At 33.0% G+C, this 13,361-nt stretch carries 13 protein-coding genes; 7 read left to right on the plus strand and 6 right to left on the minus strand.

Translation table 11 applies throughout. From position 1 onward, the window contains the following. Positions 1-101: 101 nt before the first annotated feature. From serA to CD036_RS00820, 3 genes are all read right to left on the minus strand, one after another. The gene (gene serA / locus CD036_RS00810; RefSeq protein ID WP_002510216.1) at positions 102-1,718 is read right to left on the minus strand and encodes a phosphoglycerate dehydrogenase; all 1,617 of its coding nucleotides are present in this window, start codon (positions 1,716-1,718) and stop codon (positions 102-104) included. Next, a complete protein-coding gene (locus tag CD036_RS00815; RefSeq protein WP_002510217.1) occupies positions 1,711-2,871 on the minus strand; it encodes a pyridoxal-phosphate-dependent aminotransferase family protein in 1,161 nt (386 codons plus the stop codon). Before CD036_RS00815 ends, serA begins: the two co-directional genes overlap by 8 nt. Positions 2,872-3,037: 166 nt before the next feature. Then, positions 3,038-3,478, minus strand: coding sequence for an SACOL1771 family peroxiredoxin (locus CD036_RS00820; RefSeq protein WP_002510218.1), 441 nt, complete (start codon positions 3,476-3,478; stop codon positions 3,038-3,040). Between the two features lie 81 nt (positions 3,479-3,559). Here CD036_RS00820 and CD036_RS00825 point away from each other — a divergent pair, with 81 nt between their 5' ends. Beyond that, positions 3,560-4,297 (plus strand): glycerophosphodiester phosphodiesterase, encoded by a 738-nt coding sequence (locus CD036_RS00825; RefSeq protein WP_103387813.1) that lies wholly within the window; start codon positions 3,560-3,562, stop codon positions 4,295-4,297. A 56-nt stretch (positions 4,298-4,353) separates the two neighbouring features. Here CD036_RS00825 and CD036_RS00830 read toward each other — a convergent pair whose 3' ends face one another. From CD036_RS00830 to msrC, 3 genes are all read right to left on the minus strand, one after another. Further along, positions 4,354-4,851 carry a GNAT family N-acetyltransferase gene (locus CD036_RS00830; RefSeq protein ID WP_002510220.1) on the minus strand — a complete coding sequence of 166 codons (498 nt, stop codon included), beginning with the start codon at positions 4,849-4,851 and terminating at the stop codon, positions 4,354-4,356. A 101-nt stretch (positions 4,852-4,952) separates the two neighbouring features. After that, positions 4,953-5,555 carry a 30S ribosomal protein S4 gene (gene rpsD, locus CD036_RS00835; RefSeq protein ID WP_002510221.1) on the minus strand — a complete coding sequence of 201 codons (603 nt, stop codon included), beginning with the start codon at positions 5,553-5,555 and terminating at the stop codon, positions 4,953-4,955. A 245-nt stretch (positions 5,556-5,800) separates the two neighbouring features. After that, positions 5,801-6,265 carry a free L-methionine (R)-S-oxide reductase MsrC gene (gene msrC / locus CD036_RS00845; protein ID WP_103387814.1) on the minus strand — a complete coding sequence of 155 codons (465 nt, stop codon included), beginning with the start codon at positions 6,263-6,265 and terminating at the stop codon, positions 5,801-5,803. 214 nt (positions 6,266-6,479) lie between these two features. Here msrC and ezrA point away from each other — a divergent pair, with 214 nt between their 5' ends. The 6 genes from ezrA (at position 6,480) to CD036_RS00875 (ending at position 13,352) form a co-directional block, all read left to right on the plus strand. Continuing rightward, positions 6,480-8,180, plus strand: coding sequence for a septation ring formation regulator EzrA (ezrA, locus tag CD036_RS00850; protein ID WP_002510223.1), 1,701 nt, complete (start codon positions 6,480-6,482; stop codon positions 8,178-8,180). Positions 8,181-8,442: 262 nt separating this feature from the next. Further along, positions 8,443-9,579: a cysteine desulfurase family protein gene (locus CD036_RS00855; RefSeq protein WP_103387815.1), complete on the plus strand. Its 1,137-nt coding sequence runs from the start codon at positions 8,443-8,445 to the stop codon at positions 9,577-9,579. After that, a complete protein-coding gene (thiI, locus tag CD036_RS00860; RefSeq protein ID WP_002510225.1) occupies positions 9,576-10,799 on the plus strand; it encodes a tRNA uracil 4-sulfurtransferase ThiI in 1,224 nt (407 codons plus the stop codon). Before CD036_RS00855 ends, thiI begins: the two co-directional genes overlap by 4 nt. A gap of 42 nt (positions 10,800-10,841) precedes the next feature. Beyond that, complete coding sequence (locus tag CD036_RS00865; RefSeq protein WP_037579998.1) at positions 10,842-11,615, plus strand: sulfite exporter TauE/SafE family protein; 774 nt, start codon at positions 10,842-10,844, stop codon at positions 11,613-11,615. A gap of 161 nt (positions 11,616-11,776) precedes the next feature. Beyond that, positions 11,777-12,766 carry a signal peptide peptidase SppA gene (gene sppA / locus CD036_RS00870; protein WP_021459794.1) on the plus strand — a complete coding sequence of 330 codons (990 nt, stop codon included), beginning with the start codon at positions 11,777-11,779 and terminating at the stop codon, positions 12,764-12,766. 13 nt (positions 12,767-12,779) lie between these two features. Then, positions 12,780-13,352, plus strand: a complete 573-nt coding sequence (locus tag CD036_RS00875) for an RDD family protein (protein ID WP_233689158.1) — start codon at positions 12,780-12,782, stop codon at positions 13,350-13,352. Positions 13,353-13,361 lie beyond the last annotated feature (9 nt).

A 13,361-nucleotide genomic window follows, 5' to 3' on the forward strand; every position in this document is an offset into this window, starting at 1 on the left:
TTAAGGATTAGTCCTCTTATTTTGAGAATGCGTATTTATGTCACAGTCTTTTTAGTGGAATAACTTATTTAAATAGTTTTTTGATTACCGAAATATAATGATTAAATAGAATAATTAGTGCTGTGTTGCAAATCTAATTGTACGTTACGGATTAAATTAAATCCTTCAATTTGGTATAAATCATTAATTATTTCTTCATTGACTGGATGGTCTACTGATAAAATCATTAAAGCATTTCCACCTTGGTTTGTACGGCCTAAATGCATTGAAGCAATATTTATGCCATATTCACCTAGAATTTGACCAGTTTTACCGACAATACCTGGACGGTCTGTGTGATTAACAATTAATTGATTTTTTTCAGGTTTAAAGTCGACAGGATAGTCGTTAATTCTAACTATGCGTGGGCCATAACCATTTAACACTGTGGCACCAATTTTTATTTGAGTATCATTATTAGTTAAAGTTAATTCTATATAGTTACTAAAGCCATGACGTTTGGTATTTTTTTCTATATTATATGAGACACCTTGTTCATTTAATAAAACAAGAGCATTGATTAAGTTAACACGTTCTGCTAAGTCTTGACTTAATACTGAACTTACTAAAGTACGCGTGATTAGACTAGTATCATCTAAAGCTATATCACCTTCATATTTAATGTGTAATTCACGTGGAGCTTTATCTAATAATTGAATACCAACTTCTCCAGTTAATTTACTTAATTCAATAAATGGTTTTACTTCTTCATGTGTTTCATCAAATGTCATGCGTGGTGCATTTACAGCATGTAAGACATTACCATTTTCAAAAATATCAATAATTTCATTAGCTACTGATACTGCAACTTTTTCTTGCGCTTCGACTGTTGAAGCACCTAAATGAGGTGTAACAATAACTTTATCATGATTTGCGAAAGGTGACTCTGTAGCAGGTTCTGTTTCAAATACGTCTAGTGCTGCACTTTGAATTTGATCATTATTTAGTGCATCTAATAAAGCTGCTTCATCAATGATACCACCACGAGCAACATTGATAATTTGTAAATTCGGCTTAGCTTTATCAAAGAATGCTTTACCAACGATACCTTTTGTTTTAGGCGTAAGTGGAGTATGCACCGTAACAAAATCGGCTTGTTCGGCTATTTCATCAACAGAAGCACGCGTAACTTCTAACTCTTTAGCTTTTTCTTCAGATAAGTATGGATCAAAAGCTAAAATTTTCATACCAAAGCTTTGAGCACGTTTGGCCACACCTATTCCTATTCTACCAGCACCTATAACACCTAAAGTTTTTGTGTATAATTCTGTACCGCGATACGCTTTACGATCCCATTTACCTTCTTGCAATGATTTATGAGCTTGAGGGATATTTCTAGCCATTGATAAAATCATTGCCATGGAATGTTCAGTAGCTGAGATAGTATTACCATCAGGAGCATTGATTACAATAATCCCATTTTTTGTTGCAGCATCAATATCTATGTTATCTACACCGACACCTGCACGTGCAATAACTTTTAAATTTTTGGCAGCTTCAATTACTTGTGCATTGACTTGAGTCTGACTACGTACAATTAAAGCTTCATAATTTCCAATTTCATCTATTAACTGTGCTTCAGTTAAATCTGTTGCAGTAGTTAAATCAAAATTAGAGTGTTCATGTAAACTAGCTAAACCTTCTGGTGAGATTGGATCAGATACTAAAATTTTATACATATGCTTTTACTACCTCCATATATTGTGTTAATGCTTTACCAATTAATGATGTATTTCTATATTCAGAAATGATAATTTCTAATGCAGAGACAACTTGTAAAATATCGAAAGGTGAAATTTTACCCATGTGACCGATACGTAATATTTGTCCTTTTAAATGGCCTTGTCCGCCTGCAATAGTAATTGAGAAACGAGATTTCAATTCATTTTTAATATATGCTAATTCATCTTTGCTTTGTGGTACAAAAGCTGTGACAGTAGGGGAAGCATATTGATCTTCTACTAGTAAGTCTAAATCTAATGCCTTAAGCGCACTTCTTAAACCGTCTCTAATGGCATAATGACGAGCAATTACATTATCAAAGCCTTCTTGTTCAACAAGTTGTGCATATGCGTTAACGCCTCTGAATAATGCAACATTAGGTGTGAAAGGTGTGGAGTTGTCGGCCAAAGATTTCAAATACTTATTAAAGTCTAAATAAAATCTAGGTGTTGTCACTTCACTGAATCGTTGTTTTGCTCTGTTATTATATGCAACAAATGCTAGTCCCGGAGGTAACATTATGGCTTTTTGACTACCTGATATTAAGACGTCGATATTGTCACGAGCAATATTAGCATCAACAGCACCAATACAACTGACACCATCAACAATGTAATAAATGTTCTCGTCAAATGATTTAAGTGCTGCGCCCAGTTCACCGACTGGATGTAATACCGCGGTAGATGTTTCACAGTATTGACAATAAACAGCAGTAATATCGACGTTTAGTTCTGTTATGAAATCGATGAATGCAGGAACATCAACAGCCTGTCCCCATTCAACATCAAAGATATGTACGTTTTGGTAATATGTTTCGGCAATTTGTTTAAAGCGGTTGCCAAATGCACCAGAAACAATAATAACGATGTGATCATCAGGATTAGCAATATTTAACATACTTGCCTCTAATGAACTCGTTCCGCTTGATGTTAAAATCATCACTTCGTTCTCTGTGCCAAAAACAGGTTTGATTGCTTGAAATGCTTCTTGTGCAATTGCTTCGAAATCACTTGATCGGTGACCGACCATTGGTTCTTGTGTTGCATGTAGTATTTCATCAGGTACAGGTGTAGGACCTGGTGTTAGTAACAATGGATGATATTGTTTCATTTCAAATTCCCCCAATACTCAAGATTTTTCAAGTTTAGCAAATTTTCAGACAATATAAAAGTGCAAAAGTGAACATTAATAGAAAAGAACCCCTAAAAAAGAGGCTTTGAAAGGGGTTACATTGTGATGGTTTACACGTTTGTGAAATTAAAAATATTTTTTTATTTTATTTGACGGAACATTCTATTTTCACAGCAACGTTCCCTCGTATTGAGTTTGAAATCATACAATTATTGTCTGCAATCTTTAGTAATTTCGATAATTTATTGTTCAACATTTCTTTTTCTGAATCATCAATATCAATAATAGGATAATGTGTAATTGTATCCATTTTGAATTTTCCTTGTTCGAAAATGGCAGTGCCTATTGATTCTTGAGTTATGGCGATTTGATGAAAACCGGAACGTTCTAATACAGCAGCCAAAGAAATGATATAACAAGATGAAGCTGCAGAAACTAGTAATTCGTCAGGATTAGTACCTGTTCCATTACCACCTAATCCAGCTGGAATAGAGATAGGGGCATTGATGACATCTCCCTCAGTATTACCAACTGATTCTCTTCCGCCTTCCCAAGTAGTAGTGACTTTAAAATCATGTTTAACCATATTGATGTTACCTCCATAAAAGATATGATATTTTTAGTGTAGGCGATAAATGAATAGAAAGAAAGAGGAGTGACTTGAAACATGGGGTCTAATGAATGTTTAGTAATTGCCCATCGTGGTTTGGCGGCAACTTATCCTGAAAACACTTTAAAAGGCATTGAAGCAGCGTTGCAATTAAATATCGATTTTTTAGAAATAGATGTACATAAAACGAAAGACAATGAGTTGGTAGTGATCCATGATGATACAATTGATCGTACTTCTAATGGTAGTGGTCGAATACAAGATTATACATTAGCGGAGTTAAAAAAGTATGATTTTGGAAGTTGGAAAGGGGAGGAATTTGCAGGTTTAACTATTCCAACGTTGACGGAAGTTTTAGATATGGTTGTGCAATATAATCAAAAGTTACTTATTGAAGTGAAAAAGCCTAAACAATATCCCGGCATAGAGGATTTGTTAATATCAATGTTAACAGAACACAAAATAGCTACAGAAGATGTAGTAATTCAGTCTTTCGATAAAAAAAGTATGAAGTATATTGCCTCACTTACAATAGGACATCAATTAGGTGTGTTGTTAAGTAGAAAAAGATACTGGTATCAAAAACCTGACTTCAAGGCACTGGCCGAATATGCTACTTTTGCAAACCCAGACTTTAAGTTGGCAACTGCAGAATTTGTGCAACAAGCACATGAACATAAGCTTTTAGTTGCTCCATACACTGTGAATGACTTAACAACTAAAGACCAACTATTAACTGCAGGTGTTGACGGTATTATTTCTGACGCACCAAATATGCTATTCAATATCGAGTAATTTGATATTGAATAGCATATTTTTGTGATATTAATGTTAGTTACATCATTATTAGTCTAGTGTAACCAATTTCGTTTGAGTAACCCCATAACGTAACAGTCACTATATTGACCGCGAGTATAAAAATGTTCTTTTAAAGTACCTTCAATTTCAAAATTTTGACTGCTATAGATATGTACCGCTTTATCATTGGTAGTATCAACGAATAAATATATTTTGTTTAAGTTTAATACTAAAAATGCATAATCAATAGCCATCTTAAACGCGGATTTTGCATAACCTTTACCATTGTATTGTGGATCTACTATGATTTGAATCTCACATGTACGATGTATAAAGTTAATTTCTACAAGTTCGACAACCCCGATGCGTTTAGAATCTTCTTCGATAATGAAACGACGTTCGGATTCATCTAAAATATGTTTTTGATACAAAGATTGTAATTCACTTAAAGATTGATAGGGTTCTTCAAACCAATAAGACATAATAGAATATTCATTGTTTAAATGATGGACAAATTTTAAATCAGTAGCTTCTAATGCTCGGATAATCATTTTCCCACTCCTTTCCTATATTTTATATAAAATTGGAAATAAAGTAAAAAAAACCAAGAAGTCTACTAAGAGATCTTCTTGGTTTAGTAACAATAAAGCTATTATCTTGAGTAGTACTCAACGATAAGTTGTTCATTGATTTCAGCTGGTAATTCACTACGCTCAGGGATACGAACAAATTTACCTTGTAAGTTATCAGCGTCGAATTCTAAATAATCTGGTACGAAGTTATTAATTTCTACAGATTCAGCGATAATATCTAATTTTTGAGATTTTTCACGAATTGAAATTTCTTGACCAGGTTTTAAAGTGTATGAAGGGATGTCAACACGTTTGCCATCTACTTCAACGTGACCGTGGTTAACTAATTGACGTGCTTGACGACGAGTACGAGCTAAACCTAAGCTATAAACAACAGCATCTAAACGAGCTGCTAATAATTGCATGAAGTTTTCACCGTGTACACCGTGTTGGTTACCAGCAATTTCGAAAGTATTACGGAATTGTCTTTCAGTCATGCCATATAAGTAACGTAATTTTTGTTTCTCACGTAATTGTAAACCATATTCTGATAATTTTTTACGTTGGTTAGGACCATGTTGTCCTGGTGCGTAAGGACGTTTTTCTAATTCTTTACCAGTACCACTTAAAGAGATACCTAAACGACGAGATTTTTTCCAGTTTGAACCTCTGAATCGAGCCATATTAAGACTCCTCCTTTTTCTTTTTTGTAGTTATGAAAAAACAAAAAAGAGTGTTACATGCTTATTTGGATATATTATTTTATGTGTCTTCACCTCATAGCGCTGGTTACGCGACACGTCCTCGTTGGGAATAACATAGAGCCAACTAATATGTAACTGCTACTTTCGTTTATTCACACAAAGTTCATTGTAACATCATATTACGAAGTGTCAATACTTTCTTCTCAGAAATTGAAAGTAATTGATTAGTTTAGTTGTTCTTCTATAATTTTAACCATTTCTTCAAGTTCGATTTTATCATCAGCAGTAAAACGATTATGAATTGGTGCATCTATATCAAGCACACCAATAACTTTCCCATTTTGATGTATAGGTACAACGATTTCAGATTTACTGTTTGCATCACAGGCAATATGACCTGGGAAGGCATTTACATCTGCTACTACTTGTGTTTGATTTTCAGCAACGGCTGTACCACAAACACCACTTCCAACCGCTATATGTACACATGCCGGATGGCCTTGAAATGGTCCTAAAATCAATTCATCTTGCTCCATTAAGTAAAAACCTACCCAATTGACTTGATCTAAATTATCATTGATTAATGCAGAGGCATTGCTTAAGATAGCAATTAAGTTATGCTCATCTTCAATTAACGATTTAAGTTGTTTTTGAGCCATATTGTAATTTGTTTGTTTTATTTCTACCATATTTTATAAACCTCGCTTCAAATATTGTGAATAATATAATGACAAATGGTATAGTAAGTAATTAAAAGATTCAAGTGCTTGAACTTGGAATAATGTGTTTTTTGGTAGGTAAGTTGAAAAATGTAAAATTAATCTGCAAATTTAACTGATTTCTATTTTAATGTCAAACCAAATTACGTTATAATTGAAATGATAAAATAGGAGGAGAAAATATATGGCACTATATATTATTTTAGCAATTATTGTCATTATACTGATAATAATCGGTGTATTATTCTATATGCGTTCAAATAAAAGCCACATCATTGAAAAAGCTGAAGAACGAAAATTAAAAGTAGAGCAATTACCTTATAATGAGAGTTTATCAAAACTATCAGATTTAAAATTAACAGGTGAAACAAAAAGTACATATGACGACTTAAAGGCATCATCACAACAAAGTAATAACCAATACCTCGCACCAGTAGATGAGAAAATTCATAATGCTGAAGGTTTACTTGGCAAATTTAAATTTGCTCAAGCTCAATCAGAAATTGATGAAGCGCATGAGTTAATGGATCAATATGAGCAAAATTATGAAAAAACTAATACGCAAGTAGATGAAATTGTAAACATACATAAGAAAAGTGATAAATTGTATGAAGAATGCAAGAATGATTATCGTGAAATGAAACGAGATGTACTTGCGAATAGACATCAATTTGGCGAGGCTGCAACACCTTTAGAAAATGAAATCGAGTCTTTTGAACCTGAAATGCAAACGTATGAGACGATGAAAGAAGAAGGTAATTATAACCAAGCATATCAACATATCAATACATTACATGAAGATATGAACTTCTTGAAAAAGGATATGTCAGAAATTCCTGATTTAATTCGTGAAGCACAAAAAGAATTACCGGGACAATTCCAAGATTTGAAATATGGTTGTAGAGATTTAAAAGTTGAAGGTTATGATTTAGATCATGTTAAAATCGATAGTTCTTTACAAACATTGAAAACGGAATTAAGTTTTGTTGAGCCAATGATTAGTCGTTTAGAGTTAGATGAAGCTAATGAAAAATTAATCAGTATTAACGATCGTTTAGATGAAATGTATGATTTGATTGAACATGAAGTGAAAGCAAAAAATACAGTTGAAGAAACAAAAGAAACGATTACTGATAATTTATTCAGAGCGAAAGATATGAACTATACGATTCAAACTGAAATTGATTATGTGCGTGAAAACTACTATATCAATGAAAGTGATGTTCAAAACATAAGACAATTTGAAAATGAAATCCAAAATTTAATTACAGTATATGATGATATTTTACGTGAAACTTCAAAATCAGCAGTTCGATATAGTGAAGTTGAAGACAATTTGAAATATATTGAAGAACACGTAACTGTTATTAATGACAAACAAGAGAAACTACAAAATCATTTAATTCAACTACGAGAAGATGAAGCGGAAGCAGAAGATAATATCCTTCGTATACAAAGCAAAAAAGAAGAAGTTTATAGAAAATTATTAGCTTCCAACTTGCCAAGTGTACCAGAACGCTTCATTATTATGAAAAATGAAATTGACAATGAAGTTCGTGAAGTAAATGATAAATTTGAATCACGACCAATTCACGTCAAACACTTGAAAGACAAAGTGTCTAAAGTAGTATTACAAATGAACAAATTTGAAGATGAAGCTACTGATGTGCTCGTAAACGCAGTATATGCAGAAAGACTTATTCAATATGGTAATCGTTATAGAAAAGATTATTCTAACGTTGATAAAAGCTTAAATGAAGCAGAACGTTTATTTAAAAACAATAGATATAAACGCTCAATCGAAATTGCTGAGCAAGCACTAGAAAGTGTTGAGCCGGGAATTACACAACAAATTGAAGATAATGTTACTAAAGAAAGTGTTTAATCGTTAGTTAAACATTAGCTAACAATTTAGTTGTAAAACCGCCAAAAAATATGCTATTTGATATTGTATAGAACTAAGGTGAGAGTGAGATATGACCTCAAATTAAAATTATTTGAGGTCATTCTTACTCTCATCTTTCATTTTTGTCAAAAAATAGTATAATGCTTTAGTAGATTATAATACGAAATGCACTATTAATAATTAAGTCATTGATATATCTAACATGTATATGAAATATGAAGGAAACTAAAGGAGTGTCAAAATGATTTACCTAGATAACGCGGCGACTACTAAACCTAACCAAGATGTGTTAGATACATTTGTGAAGGTGAATCAAAGCTTATATTTTAACCCTAATAGTCCTCATAAAGCAGGATTACAAGCAGAACAACTATTACAACAAACGAAACGTGAAATAAAGGAGTTATTGCAGTTAAATAATGCTTTTGAAGTGTTGTTTACTAGTGGTGCGACAGAATCAAATAATATTGCATTACAAGGTATTGCACGTAAGAAAAAAGCGTTTGCTCCAGAAATTATTACCTCAGTACTTGAACATCCATCAGTATTAGAAGTTGTCAGAGCTTTAGCAGACGAAGGTTTTTGTGTGAAGTATGTAAACATTACTGCTGAAGGGCAAGTAGATGTAAACCATTTAGCTTCAATGATGTCTGATAGGGTTGGTTTGGTTACATGTATGCACGTAAATAATATCATGGGACAAATACAACCCATCCCAGAAATTGCAGAAATAGTGTCACAGTATCCAAAGGCACATTTTCATGTTGATGCAGTGCAAGCAATTGGTAAAATACCATTATATTTTAATCAAGTAGATAGTATTAGCCTGAGTGGTCATAAATTTAATGGTTTGAAAGGCCAAGGAGTACTATTTGTTAGAAATATACATCAACTCGCTCCAATAATGTATGGTGGCGGACAAGAATTCGGTATTCGTAGTGGTACAGTCAATCTACCAACGAATATTGCCATAGTAAAAGCAATGAAATCAGCTGTATTAAATCAAGCATCAACATTTAATATGCTACAAACATTAAAAACACAATTGATTTCATTTATAGAAGAGTTTCAAGGTGTTTATTTGAATTCTCCGGAAGGTAGTTCTCCTCACATAATTAATATTGCTTTCCCGGGAGTTAAAGGAGAAGTATTGGTTAATGCCTTTTCCAAGTATGATGTTATGCTGTCGACGACGAGTGCATGTTCGTCCAAAAAAGCGAGCTTAAATGAAGTATTACTAGCTATGGGAATAACTGAAAAACGAATTGAAGGTAGTATCCGTCTTTCATTAGGCAGTCATACGACAGTTGAAGATATTGAAGATTTTAAAGCGCAATTTATAAAAGTGTATGAAGAAATTAAGGAGTTGTTAAAATGATATACGATCATATTTTAGTAAGGTATGGTGAGTTAACGTTAAAGGGTGCCAACCGCAAAGTATTTGTAAGTCAATTACGCAGTAATGTGAAACGTGCCTTAATGCCGTTACAGGGTTATAAAGTCAAAGCAAATAGAGATAGAATGTATATTGAATTAGATGACAATGCTGAGATAGAAGAAATTATGGAACGATTGAGCCATGTGTTTGGCATCCATTCAATAAGTCCAGTACTGAAAATAGATAAAACAATAGAAGCTATTAATGCGCAAGCGATTCAATTTGCCCAAAGTTATAATGCCGGTGAAACATTTAAAATTGACGTAAAACGTTCGGATAAACAATTTCCGTATGATACGTATCAATTACAAAAGGAAGTAGGCGGAGCTGTACTTAAAAATAATGAACAGGTTGTAGTAAATGTTAAAAATCCTGATCATGTTATTAAAGTAGAAGTGCGATTAGATGCAGTATATGTTTATGATCGTACAATATATGGTGCAGGTGGTTTGCCAGTTGGAACAGGTGGTAAAACGCTACTTATGTTATCTGGTGGGATTGATTCACCTGTTGCAGGAATGGAAGTTATGCGCCGTGGCGTAACTATCGAAGCTATTCATTTTCATAGTCCACCATTCACGAGTGAAAAAGCAAAAGAAAAAGTTATTGAATTAACGCGTATTTTGTCACAACATGTTGGTCCAATTAAATTGCATATCGTGCCATTTACGGAATTACAAAAACAAGTAAATAAAGTAGTAAATGAACGCTATACAATGACATCAACACGTAGAATGATGATGCAAGTTGGGGATAAATTAGCGCATAAAATTGGAGCGCATGCTATTGTTAATGGTGAAAATCTAGGACAAGTGGCAAGTCAGACGCTAAAAAGTATGTATGCTATCAACCATGTAACTTCTACTCCGATACTAAGACCATTATTAACATTAGATAAAGAAGAAATTGTAACTAAAGCTAAAACAATCGGTACATTTGATATTTCAATTCAACCATTTGAAGATTGCTGTACTATTTTCACACCCAAAAATCCAATTACCGAACCGGATTTAGAAAAAGTTGTGAATTATGAAAGTGCATATGATTTCACTGATATGATAGATCGCGCTGTTGATAATATTGAAACGTTGACAATTACTAAAGATTATCAAAGTGAAAAAGATAAAGCTACGAGTGAATTAGCAGATGAATTGTTTTAAATAATACATTGAAATACGACTAGATAAAAAGGGGTTAAAACAATGGTGGAATGGGATATATCACTTATACTGATAATTATTTTACTAGGATTTTTAGCGGCATTTATTGACGCAGTAGTTGGGGGAGGAGGTTTAATATCAATTCCAGCTTTATTAGCAATTGGTATGCCTCCAGCTGTTGCTTTAGGAACGAATAAATTAGCGAGTGTTTTTGGTTCAGCAACGAGTGCTTTTAGATTTTTGCGTTCAGGTAAAGTAGATTTGGCAGTAGTTGCAAAGCTATTTCCATTTGTTTTTATCTTTTCGATTATTGGCGCTAGCCTCGCTACATTTTTGCCTGCTGAATTATTGAAGCCTATTGTGATTGTAGTTTTAACAATAGTTATGATTTATACTTTGATAAAAAAAGATTGGGGTAGTATACGCACGTATAGTAAATTAACAGTGCCGAAAGCGATTATATTTACAGCCTTTATGAGTTTAATCGGTTTTTATGATGGCTTTTTAGGTGGCGGAACTGGCTCGTTTATGCTATTTGTATTATTGATGTTTGGTTTTGATTTTTTAAGCGCTGCTGGCAATGCTAAAGTATTAAATTTTGGTTCTAATTTAGGTGCGTTAGTATTATTTATTAGCTTAGGTCATGTAGATTATTTTTATGGTTTTATCATGGCAGCTAGTATGATTGTTGGTTCTTATATTGGTGCTATGTTTGCGATTAAAAAAGGTGTTGGGTATGTTAAGGTGTTATTTGTTAGTGTCACTGCTATTTTAATTGTGAAAAGTGCTTATGATTATTTACAAAATATTTTATAACAATCAAGTAATATAGAGGTTGTAGTATAAATTTACAGTATTGTATATGGCAAATACTGTAAATTTAACACTACCTCTATTTTTTGTGTTTTATTTATTATAGTATTGATAACAAGAAAGTATTTATAGCAATAAATTTTAAATGGAATGGAGTGTGGAAGATGTCCAAAAAAAGAATAGTTGCGATAATTTTAGCAGCAGTTATCGTTATAGGCGGTATTGTGATGAGCTCAATAGCAGCTGTAGTTGGATCATTTGTATCTGATTCAGCAGACATGAACTTAATGTCTGAAGAAGTAGAATCAGAAGGTGATAGTGCTAAACGTATTGCTCATTTAACATTGAATGGTCAAATTATGGAAGGTTCAGGTGGTGGCCTATTTTCTGGTGAAGAGGGCTATAATCATGATTTGTTTTTAAAAGAGCTAGATTCAGTAAAAGAGGATAATACGGTTAAAGGTGTATTATTAACTGTGAATACACCGGGTGGTGGCACATATCCTAGTGATGAAATTTATAAAAAAATTCAACAACTAAAGCAAAGTGGTAAAAAGGTATATGTACATATGGAAAGCATGGCTGCTTCAGGGGGCTACTATATCTCGGCACCAGCTGACAAAATATATGCTGGACCTCAAACGATGACGGGATCTATAGGTGTTATAATGTCTAATATTGATTATTCTGAGTTACAAGAGAATTTAGGCATTAAAGAAAATGTTATTAAATCAGGTGCACACAAAGATATTATGAGTGGTTCTCGTGAGATGACGGACGAAGAGAAAGATATTATGCAATCCATGTTAGATGATAGTTTCGATCGTTTTGTCAATATAGTAAAAGACGGTAGAAACATGTCAGAGGAGAAAGTCCGTAAACTTGCAGATGGACGTTTATATAGTGCACAACAAGCAGAAAAAAATGGTTTGATTGACGACATAGCGTACGAAGATGAAACGATTAAAGCATTGAAAAAGGATATCAAAGCTAAAGATGCAGAAGTATTTAAATATAATGGACAGTCAGGTGTCTTTGGTTCTTTATATAGTGCTAAGACAGCAGCATCACAATTAAGTAATCAACTCGAAGATGTTAAAGCTATATTTACGAATAATACAGATGCTCGTCCAATGTACTTGTATGAAGGGTAGGTGATAAGTAATGATGAATGACGACTCAAACTACAACAGACAATATAATGAGGATGAAACAACAGCTCGCCCAACTATGAATAATGAAAACAATGACAATACACCAAAGACTGATGATTTAGTGCATAAACAAATAATGAAGGTGATATATGCGGGATTTGGCATACGTTTTGTCAGCTTTATAATTGATTTACTTATCTTATTTGGTATTCATAGTTTATTATTAAAACCTATATTTGCCTTTGCACAAATTGATAAACAGAAATTATGGATTGATTATTTTAGTGTAGCTCATTTATTGGACGCCCTAATATTTTATTTATACTTTGTATTAATGACGAAATTCTTCAGACAAACGTTGGGTAAAATGATTTGTAATATTCGGGTAGAACGTGATGATAGATTAGCGTTAACATGGAAAGATGTGCTATTTCGTGAATGGATAGGTCGCATCATTAGTGGTACTTTCGGTAACTTACCTTATTTAGTTACCTTGTTCACAGTGAAGCATAAAGGAATACACGATTACTTTGCAGATACTGTTGTTATACGTAATAAATATGCATATTTATATTACAAAAAGTAAATATAGTGA

It is taken from the genome of Staphylococcus arlettae (assembly GCF_002902345.1).
Classification (GTDB): domain Bacteria; phylum Bacillota; class Bacilli; order Staphylococcales; family Staphylococcaceae; genus Staphylococcus; species Staphylococcus arlettae.